Raw genomic sequence first — 20,490 nt, 5'->3', positions numbered from 1 at the left:
CTCAGGACGCCAAAGACCCTGTAGGAGACGCCGGAGGCACGACGGCAGCGAAGCGGTCGTACAAGCACAACCACAGGACGCTATATTCTTAAGACCGACCTGACCACGCTGGGCCTAGCCCCCTGTTCGCCGCTGCTGCCACGCCGCCGCCAACCCGCTCAAGCAAATAATCGCGATGCCCGCCTGCGCAGTCAGTGAAGGCGCGTGATCGAACACCAGAAAGCCCCAAAGCCCTGCAAACACGATCTGGCAATAGCCGAAGGGTGCCAGCATCGCCGGTGCAGCGAAACGGAACGCCTGAGTCAGCAGCAAATGCGCGACCATCCCGCACGTCCCCAGCGCCAGCATGAACGGGATATGCGTCCACGCCGGCGATTGCCAGAAGAATGGCACGATGGCGCTCATCAACAGGCTATTGAACAGCCCCGCGAAGAAGTTACTGGTGGTCGGGCTGTCATGGGCCGCCACCAACCGCGTCAGCAACTGATAACAGGCGAAACACAACGCCGACCCCAACGGCAGCAACACGGCGGGCGTGAACAGCTCGCCACCAGGGTGAACGATCACCATCACCCCGCAAAAGCCCACTAACACGGCGATCCACTGTCCCCGCGTGACCTTTTCCTTGAGCAACGGCACCGACAGCGCCGTCACCAGCAACGGCGCCAGGAAGTTCACCGCCGTGGCTTCGGCGATCGGGATGAACATCAGGCCGCTGGTGAACAACAGGCTCGTCCCCAACAGGCAGATCGCCCGCAACGCCTGTAGACCCGGCCGCTTGGTCCGTAGCACCCGCAGCCCCGCTGAAGGCATGAAGATGCACGCCATCAATCCGGTGTGCACGACGTAACGTACCCAGACCACCATCATGATCGGGTAAATGCCGGAGAGGTATTTGGACAGGGTGTCGTGACTGGAAAACAGGAAAGTCGCCAGGACAATCAGTGCGATGCCCTTGAGTGGCTGGTTGACGCCGGAGAGCGGCGTACGGGTGGTGCTCATCAGGTTTCCTTTGGCCTTGCGAAAACGCGTGGTCGACCGACCATTGCGGCGAGTCTGAAGCGGGACACGCAGAGAATATAGAAGCTGTCGTCAGATCACCAAAGAAACCGCAGGGATCTCGTCGCTTTTGTCGCGGCAGGCGTCGCTCGGCCGACGCCCCCGCTCGCAGACACAATCCAGGCAGCGTGCCGGGCCCTCTCGTTCAAAAGGCGCCCGTTGCGCCTGTCGCTTCAACGAAGCGAGAAAGCCTGATGGTCAGCCACGGCACGTTTGACCCAACGCCGGGACTGCCCCAGGTAATGGGCAGGTTCGAGCAGATTGTCCAGCGCCTGGGCCGACAGCTGCGTGCTGACCGCCGGTTCGGCGCCGAGGACAGCGCGCAGCGGCTGGCTCTGTTCGACGGCGAGGCGGCAGCACTGTTCGATCAGTTGATCGGCCGCGTCCCGACCGATACGGCCCGACAGCGCCGTGCTCACCGCCTCGGCCTGCGCCCGCCCCTGCGTCAATCCGAGGTTATGTTTCATGCGCGCGGCATCCACTTCAAGGCCGGGAATCACTGCGAGCGCCTGCTGTAGCGAACCCGATACCAGGCAACACAGCTCCGGCAACGTCTCCCATTCGGCGTGCCACAGACCGGGACTGCGTTCATGTTCCTGGGGCATGGCGCTGAGCAGCGTGGCGACCAACCCCGGCGCCCGGGTGGCGGCGGCGATCATCACTGTCGCCCCCAACGGGTTGCGTGTATGGGAAGGGTTCGAAGCATTGCCCTCGCCCGCTGCCGGCGGTTCGAACACCTCGCCGGTTTCGGTCTGCATCAAGAGGCTGACGTCCCGGCCGATTTTGCCGAGACTGCCCGCGATCAGCCCCAACAAAGTGGCAAACTCCACCAATCGGTCGCGCTGGGTGTGCCACGGCTGATCGGGCAAGTTGAGTTTCAATTCTTTGGCCAGGGCCTCGGCAATGGGAAACGCCATGTCGCCCAAGGCGGCCAGGCTCCCCGACGTACCGCCAAACTGGACGCACAACAGGCGCGGCTTCAGTTCCTTGAGGCGCTGGCGATGGCGGGTCACGGCCCCGAGCCAGCCCGCGATCTTGGCGCCCAAGGTGATTGGCGTGGCCTGTTGCAGCCCGATGCGACCCGCCATCGGCAGGTTGGCGTGACGCTGGGCCTGCTGCGCCAACGCTTCGCCGAGGTTCGCCATCGTCTGCTCCAACAAAGCCACGGCACTGCGCAGTTGCAGCACCAATCCGCTGTCCATTGCGTCCTGACTGTTGGCGCCCACGTGCACGTAGCGCCCAGCCCCCGGATTGCGTGAATTGACCTGTGTGCGCAACGCCCTGACCAGCGGCATCGCTGCGTCACCTGCGTCACCTGCGTCACCGATGGCCACGGCCAACGCGTCGAAGTCGTACAGCGCGGCATCACAGGCGGCGGCGATGTCGCCCACCACCTCGGCGGGAATGGCACCCACCGTGGCCTGCGCCCTTGCCAGCGCCGCTTCGAAATCGAGCAGGCCTTGCACGCGGCCCTGATCGGAGAACACCTCGCGCATCGCGGTTTGAGTGAAGTAACGGTCGAAAAGCTGATTGCCGGATCTGTTCAACGTACTGCTCCTGACGGCTCGTCCATCCAGTTCATCCTGGCCGTGAGCAGACGTCGAGGAAGACGGTTTCGCCTTCGTCCTGCACACGGATGTCAAAACGATAGGCGACTTTGCCGTTCATGGAGCACCGTTCGGCGATCAAGGCTTGCCGATGGCGAATGGCAGGATCGGGCGGGGCATCGGGATTCACGCGCTGTGCGGTGCTTCGTCATTGCTCCCTTCGTTCCCGCTGTGGGCGCCCGGCACCTGTCTCCAGCGCCGCTCGACAAGCATGCGGGGTCGTCAAATGGCCGCCGCGAGCGGCACCGTGAAGCGAAACGTGCTGCCTGCGCCAAGGTCACTGGTGGCCGTCAACTCGCCGCCGTGAGCCCGCACGATCCCTTGCGAGATGTACAGCCCCAACCCCGTGCCGCTCGGGTTGCCTTCGCGGATCCGCCAGTATCGCTCGAACACATGAGGCAATTGATCCGGCGCGATACCCGGCCCGGAGTCGACGATATCGACCGCGACATATGCCCCTTCGACGGCCGCGGTGACGGTGATGCGCCCCTCCTTCGGGGTGAATTTGATCGCGTTGCCCACCAGGTTCGACAGCACCTGAAATAACCGCTCTGGATCGGCCATGATTTTCAGGTTCGGCTCACCGGTAAAAGACAGGTCGATGAATTTGTTCAGGGCCAACGGCACCATCAACGCCCAGGCGTCATCGAAGAATTGGTTGAGGTCGACAGGTTGTGGGTCGATGGAATAACGCCCTGCCTCGATCTTCGACGTGTCGAGCAGATCTTCGAGGAGCGTGGTCATGCGTGCCGTCGCCCGTTGCAAGGTGTCGATCGCCGCGTGCAACCGTTTCGAACCCGGGCTGACGTCCGCGGCGATGACCCGCTGCATCATTCCGCACTGCATGACGATGACGGTTAGCGGACTGCGCAGATCGTGCGAGACAACGGCCACCAGCTCGTCCCTGGCGCGAACCGCGTCTTTTTCCCGCAGGACTTGCCGCGACAGGTCCGATTCCAGCGCCGAGCGGCGCAAATCCGAAACTGAGTAGACATCAGCGGAAGACCACAGCCGCGACGTGCCTTCGACTTCCTGTTTCCAGGCCTCGAACGAATCCCGAGGCTGCAGACGATCGGCGACCACCTTTTTGGCCATTTCCGGGTTACCGCTCCAGTGCACGCTGTCGACGATTTCAGGCCGAAACCACAGCACGGCGTTGTCCACCGGTTTGGGCAAGGTGAACGCCAGCAGCCCGCTGGCGACCTTTCGATAGGCGTGAGCCTCCGGAAACAGCGTGCTCAGGCTCGAGGTCTCGACCACGCTGGACGGCTGTTGCTGAACCCAGCCCAACAGGGCCCTGACCTGCTCCGGACTTGGGCACTGGCCGAACAGGTAAATGTCCTGCTCGATGATGATGGCGGCGCCCTGGGCATCGCTCAGCGTCAGCAGATCATCGGCCCGCTCGATCAAACCCTGATAAACGTCCCCTTCGGACTCGACCATCGCGTGCGCCAGCGACTGCAGCAGACTGTCTTTGGCCTGCCGCTCGCGCTGAATCTGCGCCCCTTCCAGCGCGCTGATCTGCATCGACAGCACCTGACCAATGGTCTGGCACGCCGCGCGCAATGCGTGAGGCACCTGCAGCGGCTGGCGATTGCCGCAACTGATCAGCCCCCACAGGCGGTCATCCTTGAGCAGCGAAATACTCATCGACGAACGTACGCCCATGTTCTGCATGTACTGGCAATGAACTGGCGACACACTGCGCAGGACCGCATGACTCATGTCCAGCGGCTGGCCGGTGTCGGGACGCAATACCGGCACCATCGGCACCGGAACGTACGCTGCGTCAGGAATGATCCGCAGCCAGTTCAGGCGGTACAGTTCGCGGGCCTGCTCGGGGATGTCGCTCGCCGGAAAGAACAGCCCTTGATAGGCATCCAGCTCCGGCGTGGCCGATTCGGCGATGACCTGGCCGTGGCCCTGCTCCTGAAAGCGATAGATCAGCACCCGGTCGTAGCCGGTCAGCGTGCGAATCTCGTTGACGCTGATGTCGTACAGCTCGGCAAGGGTTTTTGCGGACTGCAAACGACGCAGGGTCCGGGTAAGGTGCAGGTCGAGCGGACGACCGGAGGCCTGGGCTTGCGCAGGTTCCAGCTCCATGAACAGCAGCCCGGCGTGGCGATGAATCAGCGCGTCCATCCACTGGCTGCCACAGCGCAGGGTCACGGGATTGATGTCGTCCAGCGATTCGGTCGCCACGGCCTCGCGCAGCGCGTCGGCCTGATCCACGCCGAACCATGTCGACAACGGCTGACCCGGGCGCAGCTCATCGGCGCCACCCAACAGCAAGGCCGCATTGGCGCTGGCCTGTTGAACGGTCCACGACGCTTCGTCGAGGGTCAGCAGCACGCCGTGGGGTTGAATGGCGCCAGGAATGCGGATTGGCTCGTCCGCGCAATTCTGCAGCAGGGTCTTCATGTCATGTTCGGTCGTGGAAATCACAGCAGCACTCCCGCGCGGTCCAGCCAATGTTCGAAGCACGCGAACGTTTCACAGGCCGCGTCCACCACGTCACTGTTGTACGCAGGATGGTCGAACGCGGCCAGTTGTTTCAGAAACGCTTTCCACAACCGGCCCGTGTCCCGGCCGTAGACATCGAGAAACTCGCCGCCGCTGTCTGCGTCGATACCCAGCCGCGCAGCGATGAGTCGACGCAGCACCTGTCCGCCCAGCGTCGCGCCTTCCATCACGTACATGACGCCCAGCAGCTGCGCTTCGCTGTCGATGGCGGGTAATCGGGTACACAGGGGCAATGCGTTGATTTGTTCGCCGTTGAGGCCCAAGGCGTAGAGATCCTTGATCAGCGCAGGAATTTTATGGCGCTCGGGGTCCGCAGAAGCGCCCGAAAACTTCGCAATCTGGTCATGCAGCGGCGCATGAAAACCGTAATAGGCTTCGATGATGCGCGCATAGGTGCATTGATCGAGGTCAGGGCTCGTCAGCGGCAACCGCGCTTCCAGCGTTCTGTGCTGCACCGCCGTGGCCGCGCGCACCTGGAGCAACACGCTGGTGGGCGACAACATCGTTACAACCGGGGAAATCGACTCAGGGGTAGCTTCAACCAAGGGCAGCGTCCAGTCAGAAAAGAAAAAGCAGCGCGTAGGCAGGCATCCGCAAGGTTATGGCAAATGACTACCGCGCACACTAAAGACACTGGGCGTTGGTGTAAATATGCCGCTTATCTACCCGATTACCTGCGCGTCAGGGTTTATCAGGGAATGTGAGTCGTTTTGATCTTCCCCTCTCTACTCAGGGCGAACACAGAAGGCGGACAACGGCGGCTGTCAGACCATGGCACGTTGCAAAAAATGTGGGAGATCTTACGTCGGGCGGTCAATCGCTTGCGTCAGATTTGCCGCCCGTCCCAAGGCGGTTCCCATAAGCATCATGCCTATGTCCATAAAATCTGCAACCGACGTCGTAATGGTGGGAGCCGGCTTGCTGGCGAAGAGGCCCGCAGGGCATCCCTGTAGCGCCATCACGTCACCCATTTCTCCCTCCCAAGTCAGATCCTCAAACCCGCCTCTGTAGTCCCTTTCTGAAAACCACCCCAGGAACACTTATATCGATGAGGCCATCAATGACGGAAAAGCCTGCACGAAAACGGGTGGCAACGGGCAATCAAGAATGTCTGCAACCGCTCTCATCAGTTCGGCCTCGGCAGCGGTGACCTGCCCGTCGTGTTCGACGCAGCGGGCCATGGCTTTGAGCAGTTGCGGTTTTTGCAGGGGCCACAGCAGGTTGAGGCGGCTTACCGAGGTCGCCAGGGATTTCAATCCGACCTGCGCTGCAGCCTCAAGCCCGGCGAGGGCTGGTGGCAGGCTTTCACGGGCGTGGATGAATGCGCCGCGGGCCTGTTCAGGGCTGTCGTGCCCTGCCCTGGCCAATGCCGTCAGCAGGATGGCCACGTCATCGCCCAACTGCACCAGGCCGTATTTTGCCTGGCGCTGTCGTGGCGGGTTGAGGTTGCGCTCGACGATCCGCAGCAGCGTCCATTCCTGCAAGTCGACTCGTTGATCCGCCTTGATCAGCAGGGTCATGTTTTCAATGAGACTGTGGCTGGCTTCCTTGCTCATTTGCTTGAGCGCGGGGATGGCGAGGTCGATCAGTGGCAGGCGCAGGTCGTGATCGAGCCGTTGCAGCGGCGTGATCAGGCGCCGCAGCCGGTCATCGAGACGCGGTTCGACCCTTGATTTCAATTGTTGCAGTTGCTGATCCCTGTTCGCCGCGTCAGACGAAAGCAACAGGCCATAGACAATGGCCTGCGCACCGATGCCGTCGTGGGCCGCGTCGTAGAGCAGGCCATCAAGCCGGGCTAAAGCACCTTGGGCCAAGGCCCTGTGGACCGGTTGTGGATCGCCGATCGAGGCTAATGACGCTTCAAGCCCGGCGAGGGTGAGGTTCAGGCCTTGGTACGCCGTCGAAGTTTGGGCAGGCGGAATGGTGGGCATCTGGGTGTAAGCGGTTGGCCAGACCACCTCCGGAAAAACGCCGTCCCAATACGGCTCGATGCGTCGGATGCGTTTCTTCAGCGGCGGGTGCGTCGCCATGAAGCCTTCGACATAGGCAGCCACGCCCGCCGCGAAATACAGATGACTGAACTCCGGCGCGTTGCTTGCCTGCAAGTTCGAGCCCTGGCTGTAGCCGCCGATTTTCTTCAATGCGCCGCCAATGGTTGCCGGATCACGGGTGAACTGGACGGCGCAAGCGTCTGCCAGAAACTCCCGCTCGCGACTGACGGCCGCTTTGATCCAGTTACCGAAAAACGTGCCGGTGTAGCCCAACGCCCACAGAATGGCGCCGACGCAAAACAGCGGCAGCGCGGCCTTCTCCCCGTCCTTGGCGCTGCGCATGCCGAACTCACCGATCAGCCCGATCACCAGTATGCCGTGCAGTACCGAGACCAGCCGCGTGTTCAAGCGCATGTCGCCGTTATGGATGTGGCTGAACTCGTGGGCGATCACGCCTTGCAGTTCTTCCCGCGACAACAGGCAGATCGCCCCCTTGGTAATGCCGATCACCGCGTCTTGTGGGGTCAGGCCGGCGGCAAATGCGTTAATGCTGGTGTCATCGATCAGGTACACCGGTGGCACCGGGCTGCCCGAGGCGATGGCCATTTCCTCGACGACGTTGAGTACCTTTCGCTCGTCCTCGTTCTGCTGCGTTAGGTTGATCAGCCGACCGCCGAGGCGTTTGGCGATGGCTTTGCCGCCGCCTTGCAGCTGCCGGCTTTTGTACAGCGCCGCCAGCAGGATGATCAGGACGGTCAGCAGTGCGATCGCTGGCACAAGGTTCCAGGCCACATGAAGCGTTCGGTGCTTTTGCCCACTGTCGGCCATGAATTGCAGGCCGATGCTCACTGCGAGGCTGGTCAGGGCCACCAGGCTGGTGACCGCCAGTGTCATCAACAGCACCAGTCGCCCGGTGTTACGCCGGGCGCGGTCTTGCTGCTCGAAGAAATTCATCGCGCGGCCCCTGGGCTGGGTCGGTTAAAACGCCACCTTGGGCACGGCCTGAATCTGCGCGGTGTCGGCGAACTCCAGTACACCGGCATCGGCCTTGTGACCGAAGTTGGCGGCGAAGAACACCGGCGGAAAGGACTGCTTGTAGGTGTTGTACTCCATCACCGCGTCGTTATACGCCTGACGGGCGAAGGCCACCTTGTTTTCGGTGCTGGTCAGCTCTTCGCTGAGCTGCTGCATGTTCTGCGAAGCCTTGAGGTCGGGGTAGGCTTCCATGGTCACGTTCAGACGCCCCATCGCGCTGGTCAACGCCCCTTCGGCATTGCCCAGTTGCGCCATGCGCTGTTCGTCTCCCGGCTGACCCGATGCCGCCTTGAGACCGGCCACGGCCTGATTGCGCGCACTGATCACCGACTCCAGGGTGTCACGTTCATGGGCAAGATAGGCTTTGGCGGTTTCCACCAGATTGGGGATCAGATCGTGGCGGCGCTTGAGCTGCACTTCGATCTGAGCGAAGGCATTTTTGAAGCGGTTGCGCAACAGGACAAGCCGATTGTAGACGCCGATGACGTAGACCACCGAACCCACGACGACAACCAGAAAAATGATAGCGGAGACGCTCATGCTGACTTCCTTGAAGGTGCAATGACTACAGCGACTTGGGCCGCGAGATCTTAGCCCAAGTCGCTGCAAGACACATCAGCAACCAGCGCGATTAAAAGATGTAGTCGGTGGTCAGGAAGCTCGACTCGCGGTTATGAATGATGTCGCTGATCAGCGCCTTGTTGCTTTCCTGGAATTTGGTCGCCACCAGCGTGCGGATCGAGAACACCCGCAGCGCGTCATCCACGGACAGCGTGCCCTCGGCCGAATTCTTGCGCCCATTGAACGGGAAGCTGTCCGGGCCGCGTTGGCACTGGGCGTTGATGTTGATGCGGCCCACCTGATTGGCGAACGCGTCGACCAGCCGCCCAACCTGTTTGGAGTCGTTGCCGAAGATGCTCAACTGCTGACCGAAATCGGAATCGAGCACGTATTCGATGACGGTGTCCAGATCGCGGTACGCCACCACCGGCACCACGGGACCGAACTGTTCTTCGTGGTAGACGCGCATGTCAGGGGTCACCGGGTACAGCACAGCCGGGTAGAAAAACTGTTCATGGGTGGTGCCGCCGCCTTCGTTGACGATTTTGGCGCCTTTGCTCACGGCGTCGTCGACCAGCCCTTGCAGGTACTCGGTCTTGCCAGGCTCCGGCAGCGGCGTCAGCGAGACACCCGGCTCCCAAGGCATGCCCGGCTTGAGCTGGGCGAGTTTTTCCTCGAACTTCTCAAGGAAGCTGCCCACCACGTTTTCATGCACGAACAGGATTTTCAACGCCGTGCAACGCTGACCGTTGAACGACAGCGAGCCGGTGATGGCTTCCGCCACGGCGTTGTCCAGATTGACGTCAGGCAGCACGATCCCGGGATTCTTGGCGTCCAGCCCGAGGGCCGCGCGCAGGCGATGGGGTTTGGGGTGCAGTTTTTTCAAGGCGCTGGCGGCCTTGTTGGTGCCGATGAAGGCGAAGACATCGATCTTGCCGCTGGCCATCAATGCGCTGACGGTCTCGCGGCCACTGCCGTAGATGACGTTGATCACCCCTGCCGGAAAGCTGTCGCGGAAGGCCTCCAGCAAAGGCCGAATCAGCAGCACGCCGAACTTGGCCGGTTTGAAGACCACGGTGTTACCCATGATCAGCGCCGGAATCAGCGTGGTAAAGGTTTCGTTCAGCGGGTAGTTGTACGGCCCCATGCACAGGGTGACGCCCAAGGGCACGCGACGGATCTGCCCGAGGGTGTCCTGCTCCAGTTCAAAACGGCTGGAGCGGCGGTCGAGCTCTTTGAGCGCGTTGATGGTGTCGACGATGTAGTCGCAGGTGCGGTCGAATTCCTTCTGCGAGTCTTTGAGGTTTTTGCCGATCTCCCACATCAAGAGGGTGACCACGGCGTCGCGTTGTTCACGCATTTTCTTCAGGAAGGTTTCGACGTGGTGGATGCGGTCGACCACACGCATTGTCGGCCAGGCGCCCTGCCCTCGGTCATACGCGTTGACGGCGGCATCGAGGGCGGTCATCGCGGTGTCGGCATCCATCAACGGCGTACTGCCCAGCACCACGGATTCCAGGCCTGCGTCGGTCTTCAACGACACCGGGCTGAGCACCGGCGCCAACGGGCCTTGCCATTGGTGCAGTGCGCCATTGACCAGATAGTCTCGCTGCTCGATGGCCGGGCCTGCGCGGAATGCTTCAGGAATGTCCTCGGCGCGCGGGTACAGGTTGTCCAGTTGGGTTTGCAGGGTCATCGCTCGTTTACCTCTTCCAGTCGGCCAATGTGCGCCAGACACTACGCCACAGCTCGGGCGGAATGAAAAGAGCGAGGGCGAATGTCACGAGGGCGTGACAGAAACGGTCGCAATCTACTGACCGTCACGCCACCGCCGTCTGATTCCGACCCAGCGCCTTGGCCCGAAACAGCGCTTTGTCGGCTTCGTTGAGCAAGGTGTGCAGGCTCTGTTCGTCAGCGTTCATCGTGGCGATGCCGATGCTGGCGGTGATGATTTCGCCGTGTTCACCGCAGCCCCGCGAGATGGCCTGCCGCATCTGCTCGGCCCGGGTTTCGGCGGCATGCAGCGGAGTGTCGGGCATCAACATCGCGAATTCCTCACCGCCGAGCCGGCCGCAGATGTCACCCTCCCCGACGCACTCGCGCATGACCGCGCCGATCTGTCTCAACACCTGATCCCCGGCCTGATGGCCGTAGGCGTCATTGATGCGTTTGAAATGATCGATGTCTAGCATCAGCACACTCATAGGCAAGCGTTTGTGTCGGCTGTGGCGATGGCAGCGTTCGGCGTGATGGAAGAACGCGCGTCGATTCTTCAACCCTGTCAACTCGTCGGTCTGCGCCGCGTGATTGGCGACGTCTCGGGCGTGTTCCATTTCTCGCTTCAAGCGAAACGCCGTTTCCATGGCCTCCGACAATTTGCGCGTGGCGCTGATCACGAAGGCGGCGAACACCAGCGTGGCCACCGCCATGCCCACCTGCATCGTGCCCGGTTGAAACAACAACCACAGCGCGCACGGGAACAGGACCAGGCCGATGGCAACGACAGTCATGGAGCGATAGGCGCAATAGCAGGACACCGCGCTGACGGACATGCCGACGCCGAACAGCAAGACCAGGGTTTGCGTCAACAGGTCATTGGAACGCATCAACGCCAACGCGCCGAGGCCCCAGATCGTCGCCGAGAGCACCAGCGTCAGCCAATACTTGAGCTCCCAGCCTTGAGGCGTGCGCGCCGCGGCAGGGCTGCGAAAGTAGGCAACCAGCAGGGCAATCCGAAATGAGGTGGACACCGCCAGCAAAGCCAGCCAGCTGACCACCAACCGGTCGTCAACGCGGCCCCAGCAGAGCCAACCGAGCATCAAGGCAGCCAGAAAAGCGCCCAGTACTGAAAACACCGTTTGGCGAAACAGCAATTGCAGGCGATCCGTACGCACCAGTGCGCCAATCAGGGCGTTGCGCTCATGCTGGAACTCAACGAAATACATCGTAATCGCCTGCCCACACCACGGTCATAGGACGCGATTGTGGCACCGTGCCATGACCGTGCACAACCCGAACGTCGTCAAAGCGCTGACATTTTCGGTGTTCACCGACCGCACCGGCCAAAAACGCCGGAACGTGCGGTCTAGAGCCGCTCCTCGACGGTCACCGCGGAATGCTCCGCTGCCATGAACTGCCGATAAAACGTCTCGGTGGCGAGGTTCTTGTGCTTGGCTTCGAACATGATGTCGAAGCGATCCAGAAACAGCAGCGCATAGCGGTTGGTCCAGTCGTTCCACATACCATCGCTGTGCAGGTACAGGTCGCGCTTATTGACGACCTTCAGCAACGCTTCCATCTCCAGCTTTTGCTCCGCAGTGAAACCCAGCGCCTGCAGGCTTTCGGGCGGCTGCGAGTAATGCATGACCGGTCGCACGCCACGCCAACTGTCGATGATCCGGCTCACACGTGGGTCGTCCGGGGCAATGTAGTCACCCTCATGAATCCAGCAATGGTGGATGTCGAGCACCACCGGTGCCAGGTCGGCCAGTAGCAGGCAGTCGTCCACGCCGTAGGTTTTTTCGTCGTTTTCGAAGGTGATGCACTGACGCGCCACCTCGGACAAACGCGGCCAGACCGCACGCACGCCCTCCGCTCCCAGACGTCCGGCGATGTGGATGTTGCATTTGAAGTCCTGAAAACGGCGACCGTAGCCCATCATGCGGATCATGTCGGCGTGGTATTCGAATTCGGCGAGGCTGTTTTCCACCACGTCCGGCCGATCCGAACCCAGCACACAGAACTGGCCCGGATGAAACGACAAGCGAATATCGGCCGCGCGGGCGGTGTCGCCAATTGCCTCGAACAGCCCGGCCAGCCGCGTCATGACCGAGGGCGTCTGATAAAACGCCGCCACTTTCGGATGGCTGTAGAACGGCAAGAGGTCACTGCTCAAACGCAGCATTCTGCGGCCCAACGGCAGTTGCGCGACGTAGCCGAGCAAGCGGATCTGCGCCGCCAGATTGTGTTCGACGATACTCAGCAGCTTGTCCTGCGCTTCCTGCTGGGTAACGCTGTCCATCCAGCGCAGGGTGGTGGTGCGAGGGTTGTAATCACCTTCCAGCGCCTTGAGCTCCTTTAGCGACAATTCGCGCTCAGGGTGGCGGTACATGCAGGCGAAGCCGATGCGAGGTGTGTTCACGGATGATCCTAATGGCGGTGGCGGACAAAAGCGCTCGGTGTGCTCACTGCAGACGTCGGCACAGGGTACGGAGTTCGATTTTTCGCCCCCTTGCATCGGTCAATCACAGGCGAGCACACTGGGATACATTTTGACATCTGCGCGTTCCGCGCACTGAAAAAGGATTGCACCATGACCACCCAAACCGAAACCGCCCTCCTCGCTGGCGGCTGCTTCTGGGGTATGCAAGATCTGCTGCGCCGTTACCCCGGCGTCGTCTCCACCCGCGTCGGCTACTCCGGCGGCGAGGTTCCGAACGCCACCTACCGCAACCACGGCAATCACGCCGAGGCGATCGAAATCGTTTTCGACCCAGCACAGATCAGCTACCGCAAGATCCTCGAATTCTTCTTCCAGATCCACGACCCGTCCACGCCCAACCGCCAGGGCAACGACCTGGGCCCAAGTTATCGCTCAGCGATTTTCTACCTGAACGACGAGCAGAAACGCATCGCCGAAGACACCGTGAAAGACGTCGACGCCTCCGACCTCTGGCCGGGCAAAGTCGTGACCGAAATCAGCCCGGCCGGGGATTTCTGGGAGGCCGAGCCTGAGCATCAGGATTATCTGGAGCGTATCCCCAATGGCTACACCTGCCACTTCATCCGCAAGGATTGGGTGTTGCCGAAGAGAGGTTGAGGCGATCCTGCCACGCTCTGCCTGCCATTTTCGAGGTGAAGGTCGGCATCCCCGTGCCGACCCCAGCCTTGTCTTCTGACGGGTGCTAAAGGCGTCAGTCAGCCCATCCGGTGTTTCTCCAGCAGCAGCCATTGAGCAACTTTCGCTGTTTGCGCACACAACTCGCCGCCCGTTCACCCCCGCCGGACGCAGCGACGCGCCTACCGCCTGCAGCCAGAATCAAACACTTGAACGTCGCCTGCCGGCCACGGACGGCTCACGGCATAACGCTTGCTAATACCCAGACAGTCCCCGATGCACGCGCCTCGATCGATAGCCCCGAGGCGCGCTGCGTCGGCTGCCGCTTATTCGCAACACAAGGAACTGTTTGATGACTCGACGCACTGACACCCTCAAACTCGGCCTCTTCCTGCGCGCCACCGGGCACCACATTGCCGCCTGGCGCGACACCGGTTCTCAAGCCGATGCCGGTGTGCGGCTGGACCATTTCATTGATCTGGCGCGCAAGGCCGAAGCGGCCGGATTCGACACGCTGTTCCTCGCCGACAGCGTGTCGGTGCGGGGGATCGACGCGCCGACGTTCGACCGGGTCATCGCCCCGAGCCTGAGTTTCGAGCCGCTGACCCTGCTGTCGGCGCTGGCGGTCGTCACCTCGCGCATTGGCCTGGTGGCGACGGCCAGCACCAGTTACAGCGAGCCGTACAACCTGGCACGGCAGTTCGCCTCGCTGGACCAGATCAGCGGCGGGCGGGTCGGCTGGAACCTGGTGACCAGCAGCGACCCCGACGCCGCGAAGAACTTCGCCAAGACGGCTGAAGGGGTGCAACCCGCACACGCTGACCGCTACAGCCGCGCGCGTGAGTTCCACGAAGTGGTGCAAAAGCTCTGGGACAGCTGGGAAGACGACACGCTGCTGCTGGACAAGGACAAAGGCGTGTTCCTCGATCGCACCAAGCTGCACCGCGCCGACCACCACGGCGAGCATTTCCATGTGCGCGGGCCGTTGAACGTCTTGCGCTCGCCCCAGGGCAAACCGGTGCTGGTGCAGGCAGGTGCCTCCGAGGACGGGCGTGATCTGGCGGCGGCAACCGCTGAAGCGATCTTCGCCGCGCACCAGAGCCTGGCCGATGCCCAAGCGTTCTACAGCGACATCAAATCCCGCGCAGCGGTGCTGGGCCGCCATCCGGAACACATCAAAATTCTGCCAGGCGTGACTATCTTCACGGCGCCGACTTCTGCCGAAGCCCACGCCAAGCATCAGCGTCTGCAAAATCTGGTGCACCCGGATGTCGGCTTGAGCCTGTTGTCGGGTTTGCTCGGCGGTGTCGATCTGTCTCACCTGCCACTGGACGGGCCGCTGCCTCAGGACCTGCCGGCGACCAACGCCTCGAAGAGCCGCCAGCAGCTGATTCTGCAACTGGCCGCCGAAGGCCTGAGCCTGCGCGAGCTGTACTTGCGGCTGGCGGGTGCGCGGGGGCACTGGACGCTGGTGGGTTCGCCTGAAGAGGTCGTGGATCAGTTGCAGGCATGGTTCGAAGGCCATGGCGCCGACGGTTTCAACATCCTGCCGCCGACCTACCCGGAGGGTCTGGACGACTTCATCACGCTGATCCTGCCGGAGCTGAAACGTCGCGGTCTGGTGCCCGCTGACGGCCCGACCGGCCATACGCTGCGCGAGCGTCTGGGACTGCCGTTCCCGGCCCATCCCGCGACCCGGCTGCGCGAGCGTTCGATCGCGGTTTAAGACTCCACCATGAGGCGGACGCCTCCCGAATGACAAAAAGAGTTTGAACATGGCACATCAAGTCAATGCCGCATGGGGGGCTGGCCCTTCTGCCCGCTACGAGCAACTGGCCGAGCGCTTCCGTCCGTTGTTCGCCAACCTGCGCGAAGGCGCCATCAGCCGCGAGCTGGAGCGGCGCTTACCGGTGCAGGAGTTGCAACTGCTCAAGGCCTCGGGTTTCACCGCCGTGCGGGTGCCGAAAGAATATGGCGGGCTGGGCGTCACCCTGCCCGAACTGGCCAACCTGCTGATCGAACTGGGCGAAGCCGATTCCAATCTGGTGCAGGCCCTGCGCGGGCATTTGGGGTTCACCGAAAACCTGCTGAACAGCCGAGACGAGGAACGCCGCAAAGTCTGGTTCGAGCGACTGGTACGCGGCGAAACCGTTGGCCCTGCCACCGGCGAAGTCGGCGATACGCCACAATCGCACCTGCATTCGCGTCTTTATCTGGACGGCGAGCAGTGGCGCATCGACGGGAACAAGTTCTACACCACAGGCTGTTTGTACAGCGAATGGATCGACGTAGCGGTCAGCGATCACAATGACAAACGGGTGTTCGTGACCGTGCGCCGTGACGCCGAAGGGGTCGAAGTGGTGGACGACTGGAACGGCTTCGGCCAACGCCTCACGGCCAGCGGCACCACGCACCTGCGTGGCGTGGCGGTGGACACCCGAAACATCGTCAGTGTCGATGACAAATTCCCGTATTCACCGGCGCTGTATCAGATCGTGCACCTAGCCAACCTCGCCGGGATCGGCCGTGCACTCAGCGGCGAAGTGGCCGCCGCCGTGGCCAAACGCACTCGCAGTTTCAGCAATGGCAACGCAGCGCGGGTGGCGCAGGACCCGCAAGTCCTACAGGTGGTCGGCAGCTTGCGCGGGGCAGCCTACAGCGCAGGCGCCATCGTGCTGAAAACCGCCGAGGCGCTGGAACGGGCGTATCAGGCGCGGCTCACCGGCGATGCCGAAGCGTTGCAACGCGCCGTGGACATCGCCGAGCTGGAGATTGCCCAGTCGCAAACCATCGTCAGCGACCTGATCCTCGACGCCAGTTCGCGGATGTTCGATGCCCTGAGCGCGTCGGCCACACTGCGTCCGCTGGGGCTCGACCGGTTCTGGCGCAATGCCCGCACCCTCACCTCCCATAACCCGCGCATTTACAAGGACCGAATCGTCGGCGACTACGCGGTCAACGGCACCCCACCCCCCGCGCAATGGAAAATCGGCGTGGCGTGAACGCCTCGGCCACTCGGGCCGCCCCATTCACGACAGCCGCGACACCGAAGCATCGGCATACGCCACGTCCGGGACGGGCGCCTGAGCGTGTGCCTTGCGCGACAATGCGTAGTACTCAACGCTCGCCGCGAACCACATCGAGTAGGCGAGCAGCTCGACACCCTCCTCCACGGTGGTCTTGGCCAGTCGCGCGTAGCCTTCGGTCAGGATCAAATGCCACAGCGAGCCCATGCCAAATACCCTGGAAAACACCAGCACACCCAGACCCGTCGCCATCGTGCCGAAGCCCGGCGTGCGGGTGAAGGCTGCGAGCGCGGCAAAGGTCTCGGTGCGGCGGCTGGCCCTGAATGCCTTGAAGCAGCACACCAGGGCGATCAGGCTGAATGGCCAGCACCAGGCGCTGTGGCTAATGGGATCAAACAGGCCGTCCAGTTCCCGCATCAACAGGCAAGCGAAAAAACCACCGGCGATGATGTTGAAACCTCGTTGCTCAGCCATGCCCGGCGCGAACCAGAACAGCAGCGCGCAGGCGAACAACAAGATCTCCTGCGTGATTTCGGTGAACGAAATCTCGAGGATGTCCGTGTGAAAAACCGCGAGATCCAGCCACAACATGCCAAACACGATGCCTGTCAGCACCAGACGGAACAAAATCCCCAGTGACGCGCCCTTCAATTCGTTGTGAACAGTATGCAAACCAAAACTCCCCAGAGGTCACCGGCTGATCGCCGAATCGGCATGCTAACGATACATTCACAAATAAATCACACTTTTTTCACAAATGACGACTATTGCCAAAAACGATAGATCGGTTGGACTTTGAATTATCGAGCTCATAAGCCTCCCTCACTTCAGATCCGGTCATAAAGCCGCTGTTATTGACAGGCGCACGTGCGCTGGATACCTACGGGGTCAGCGCGCGGGGCAATCCGGTGCCGTGGCGTATCTGGAAGGCGAAACACAGGTCGTGCAGCAGCAATACCCCAAAGCGGATGCGCTTTTGCGGGCTCACGCCAGTTCGGTCAAGACGGTCATTTTCGACGATACGCTTCGTGTGGATCAGTCCAGTCGGGCCACCCCCCAGGCATCACTGGTACTACTGCTGAAAAATTTGCGATTCGCAGACCGACCTTGTCGCCCGCGCCGGGGCACATACCGCGTTCTACGACCCCACCCCACCAAAAGCACCGCAACGCCGGAGCATCGGATTACGAGCCTTGGTGGTTTTCGACGACTGAACAAGGTTGATCCGGGCATGGCGACTGACCTGACGCCATCGCGGCCGTCGTACCTCCGGCGGCTCCTACGGGATGGATGGCGACCCGAAATTCCAGACTAGCCGCTGGATCTGTAGGAGTAGCCGGAGGTACGACGGCCGCGATGGTGGTGTGTCAGAAGACGCATCGCTGCCTGACCCAAAGCTTCGCGGCCGTCGTACCTCCGGCGGCTCCTACGGGATGGATGGCGACGCGAAATTCCAGACTAGCCGTTGGATCTGTAGGAGTAGCCGGAGGCACGACGGCCGCGATGGTGGTGTGTCAGTACGCAGACGCTGCCTACGCCTTTGATGAAGATCGCGCCTGTTTGAGACGCTCCGAATCAATCGATTGGTGCATAAGCTCATAGCCAGAAGGTATTTAAAGAATGTTTCTTAGAACTCTATGATTCGGGGCTTGGCGTTCGCCACTCTCCTCGTCGACCCACTTATTTCGAGCTCGAATCGATCATGCCCAGCCTTTTCGACACCCCTCGCCTACGCCCTCATCGTCTGCTGCTCGCGGGGGTTAGCCTGGCTCTGACGTTTGCCTTGGCCGCTGCGCTGCCGCTCTCGGCTCAAGCCAAAGAAACGCTGCGTATCGGTTACCAGAAATCGTCGACGCTGATCACCTTGCTCAAGGCTCAAGGCACGTTGGAAAAAGCGTTGGGAAACGACAACATCGACGTCAGCTGGCATGAATTCCCCAGCGGCTTGCCCCTGCTGGAAGCGCTGAACATCGGCAACGTCGACATCAGCGCGGATGTCGCCGACACCGTGCCGATCTTCGCCCAGGCCGCTCAGGCCAAGCTCACCTATTTCGCCGAGGAGTCCCCTTCCCCCAGCGCCCAGGCGATCGTCGTGTCCAAGGATTCGCCGATCCAGCAACTGGCCGACCTCAAAGGCAAGAAGGTGGCCGTGACCAAAGCGGCGGGCACTCACTACCTGTTGATCGCGGCGCTGAACAAGGCAGGCCTGACCTTCGCCGACATTCAGCCCGCGTACCTGACACCGGCGGACGGCCGCGCGGCATTCGAAAACGGCAAGGTCGATGCGTGGGTCACGTGGGAACCCTTCCTGACCAGCGTTCAGCGCCAACTGCCGACCCGCACCCTCACTGACGGCACCGGCCTGGCCAGCTATAAACGCTATTACCTGACCAGCACCGCTTATGCCGCCGAACACCCTGATGTGCTCAAACTCGTGTACCAGCAGCTTCAGGCGGCCGGCAGCTGGATCAAGAAAAATCCGCAGGATGCCGCGCAGGTGTTGGGCCCGCTCTGGGGGAATCTGGACGTAGCCACTGTGGAATCGGCCAACGCCCACCGCAGCTATCAGGTCGAACCGGTGAAGGCCGATCAACTGGGCGAGCAGCAAAAAATCGCCGATGCCTTCTTCGCTGCGGGTCTGTTACCTAAGGCCGTGGATGCCAAGGACGTGGGCATCTGGACGCCCTGATTCATCGTCGTCGACCTGACGCGGGCGCCTGGCCCAATACGAGTGGATCGTTGACATCGCAGGTGTCTGATCCATTGCTATCGCGGGCAAGCGCACTGCGACCCGTTTTTCGTTCACATCCTATCGAGCACTGTTCATGAAAGGCCTGAAATCGCTGTCTGCTGCAATCGGCTCCGCCGTGCTGTTCAACGCACTGTTCGCCTCATTCGCATTTGCCGGTCTGCTGGAAAAAGGGCGCACCCAAGGCCTCACCGCCGGGATCGCCAACGAACAGCCTTACGCCTACATCGACACCAGCGCCAAAACCGTCGGGGCCAATGTCGAGATCCTGCAGGCCATCCTCTCGCAGTTGGGCATCACGAAAATCGAAACCCCGATCACAGAATTCGGTTCGCTGGTGCCAGGACTGGCTGCGGGGCGTTTTGATCTGATCGGCGCGGGCCTGTTCATCAACCCGGCGCGCTGCAAAGTGATTGGCTATTCCAACCCGGTGACCCGCTCGGGCGGCGCGTTCATCGTCAAGGCAGGCAATCCGCTGAAGCTGCACAGCCTCAAGGACGTGGCCACCAACGGCAAGGCGCGACTGGCGACCCAACCGGGCAGCAATCAGGTGCAGGAAGCCAAGGACAGCGGCATCGCCACCAGCAACCTGGTGCTGCTGGACAAGGACACCGATGCCTTGGCCGCACTGCAGGCCGGTCGCGTGGACGTGGTGTATTTCCCGGACGCGGAGATCATCAATCTGGTCAAGAAAGCCAACGACGCCGGAATCGAACGCGCCCTGCCGTTCGATCAGATTCCTGACGCGGAAGGCAAACCGACCTGGAATTACCACGCCTACGGTTTGCCGAAAAACGATCCTGAATTCACCCAGGCTTTCAATGCCGAACTGGCGAAACTGCGAGCGTCGGGCGAGCTGTTGAAGATACTGCAGAAGTACGGCTACACCGAAAATGAGCTGGCACCGGCTGACGTCACCGCCGAGCAGCGTTGCAATCGTTGACAGCTATCAGGCAAACGGACCTCGGCGCCTATCGCTGGGCCGACGCCCTTCCTGCAGGAGAAGTTGCAGGCACGACAGCAACGATGACGGGGCGACTGACACTCAGCAGGTCACCGGACCACCGCGTTCGTGAGCAAGCTCACTCACACAGGATTGTCG

General features: G+C 61.7%; 15 protein-coding genes. 5 read left to right on the top strand and 10 right to left on the bottom strand.

What is annotated here, in order from left to right; translation table 11 throughout:
- Positions 1 to 114 precede the first annotated feature (114 nt).
- The 9 genes from B3N48_RS22315 to B3N48_RS22275 form a co-directional block, all read right to left on the bottom strand.
- Positions 115 to 1,002 carry a DMT family transporter gene (locus B3N48_RS22315; RefSeq protein WP_296187442.1) on the bottom strand — a complete coding sequence of 296 codons (888 nt, stop codon included), beginning with the start codon at positions 1,000 to 1,002 and terminating at the stop codon, positions 115 to 117.
- 230 nt (positions 1,003 to 1,232) lie between these two features.
- A complete protein-coding gene (locus B3N48_RS22310) occupies positions 1,233 to 2,606 on the bottom strand; it encodes a 3-carboxy-cis,cis-muconate cycloisomerase (protein WP_296187441.1) in 1,374 nt (457 codons plus the stop codon).
- Between the two features lie 282 nt (positions 2,607 to 2,888).
- Positions 2,889 to 5,087, bottom strand: a complete 2,199-nt coding sequence (locus B3N48_RS22305) for an ATP-binding protein (protein WP_296187440.1) — start codon at positions 5,085 to 5,087, stop codon at positions 2,889 to 2,891.
- A gap of 20 nt (positions 5,088 to 5,107) precedes the next feature.
- Entirely contained in the window at positions 5,108 to 5,692 is a 585-nt protein-coding gene (locus B3N48_RS22300) for a biliverdin-producing heme oxygenase (protein WP_296187585.1), read from the bottom strand.
- A gap of 537 nt (positions 5,693 to 6,229) precedes the next feature.
- Positions 6,230 to 8,134 (bottom strand): M48 family metallopeptidase, encoded by a 1,905-nt coding sequence (locus B3N48_RS22295; protein WP_296187438.1) that lies wholly within the window; start codon positions 8,132 to 8,134, stop codon positions 6,230 to 6,232.
- A 24-nt stretch (positions 8,135 to 8,158) separates the two neighbouring features.
- On the bottom strand, positions 8,159 to 8,755 hold the full coding sequence (locus tag B3N48_RS22290; RefSeq protein WP_296187437.1) for a LemA family protein: 597 nt from the start codon (positions 8,753 to 8,755) through the stop codon (positions 8,159 to 8,161).
- Between the two features lie 91 nt (positions 8,756 to 8,846).
- Positions 8,847 to 10,472 (bottom strand): NADP-dependent glyceraldehyde-3-phosphate dehydrogenase, encoded by a 1,626-nt coding sequence (locus B3N48_RS22285; protein WP_296187436.1) that lies wholly within the window; start codon positions 10,470 to 10,472, stop codon positions 8,847 to 8,849.
- Between the two features lie 124 nt (positions 10,473 to 10,596).
- Positions 10,597 to 11,721: a GGDEF domain-containing protein gene (locus tag B3N48_RS22280; protein ID WP_296187435.1), complete on the bottom strand. Its 1,125-nt coding sequence runs from the start codon at positions 11,719 to 11,721 to the stop codon at positions 10,597 to 10,599.
- A gap of 140 nt (positions 11,722 to 11,861) precedes the next feature.
- Complete coding sequence (locus B3N48_RS22275) at positions 11,862 to 12,917, bottom strand: UV damage endonuclease UvsE (RefSeq protein WP_296187434.1); 1,056 nt, start codon at positions 12,915 to 12,917, stop codon at positions 11,862 to 11,864.
- A 171-nt stretch (positions 12,918 to 13,088) separates the two neighbouring features.
- On the opposite strand from B3N48_RS22275, the gene msrA reads away from it, so the two are divergent.
- The 3 genes from msrA (at position 13,089) to B3N48_RS22260 (ending at position 16,615) form a co-directional block, all read left to right on the top strand.
- Complete coding sequence (msrA, locus tag B3N48_RS22270) at positions 13,089 to 13,595, top strand: peptide-methionine (S)-S-oxide reductase MsrA (RefSeq protein ID WP_296187433.1); 507 nt, start codon at positions 13,089 to 13,091, stop codon at positions 13,593 to 13,595.
- Between the two features lie 370 nt (positions 13,596 to 13,965).
- Positions 13,966 to 15,339, top strand: coding sequence for an LLM class flavin-dependent oxidoreductase (locus tag B3N48_RS22265; RefSeq protein WP_296187431.1), 1,374 nt, complete (start codon positions 13,966 to 13,968; stop codon positions 15,337 to 15,339).
- 49 nt (positions 15,340 to 15,388) lie between these two features.
- The gene (locus B3N48_RS22260; protein ID WP_296187429.1) at positions 15,389 to 16,615 is read left to right on the top strand and encodes an acyl-CoA dehydrogenase family protein; all 1,227 of its coding nucleotides are present in this window, start codon (positions 15,389 to 15,391) and stop codon (positions 16,613 to 16,615) included.
- Between the two features lie 27 nt (positions 16,616 to 16,642).
- On the opposite strand, the gene B3N48_RS22255 is transcribed toward B3N48_RS22260, so the two are convergent.
- Positions 16,643 to 17,311 carry a hypothetical protein gene (locus tag B3N48_RS22255; RefSeq protein ID WP_296187427.1) on the bottom strand — a complete coding sequence of 223 codons (669 nt, stop codon included), beginning with the start codon at positions 17,309 to 17,311 and terminating at the stop codon, positions 16,643 to 16,645.
- A gap of 1,030 nt (positions 17,312 to 18,341) precedes the next feature.
- On the opposite strand from B3N48_RS22255, the gene B3N48_RS22250 reads away from it, so the two are divergent.
- The gene (locus tag B3N48_RS22250) at positions 18,342 to 19,328 is read left to right on the top strand and encodes an aliphatic sulfonate ABC transporter substrate-binding protein (protein ID WP_296187426.1); all 987 of its coding nucleotides are present in this window, start codon (positions 18,342 to 18,344) and stop codon (positions 19,326 to 19,328) included.
- Positions 19,329 to 19,464: 136 nt separating this feature from the next.
- Positions 19,465 to 20,331 (top strand): ectoine/hydroxyectoine ABC transporter substrate-binding protein EhuB, encoded by an 867-nt coding sequence (ehuB, locus tag B3N48_RS22245; RefSeq protein ID WP_296187425.1) that lies wholly within the window; start codon positions 19,465 to 19,467, stop codon positions 20,329 to 20,331.
- Positions 20,332 to 20,490 lie beyond the last annotated feature (159 nt).

It is taken from the genome of Pseudomonas sp. UBA1879 (assembly GCF_002338065.1).
Taxonomy (GTDB): Bacteria; Pseudomonadota; Gammaproteobacteria; order Pseudomonadales; family Pseudomonadaceae; genus Aquipseudomonas.
The sequence above is the reverse complement of the archived record's forward strand: the minus strand, read 5'-3'. Positions and strand labels throughout refer to the sequence as shown.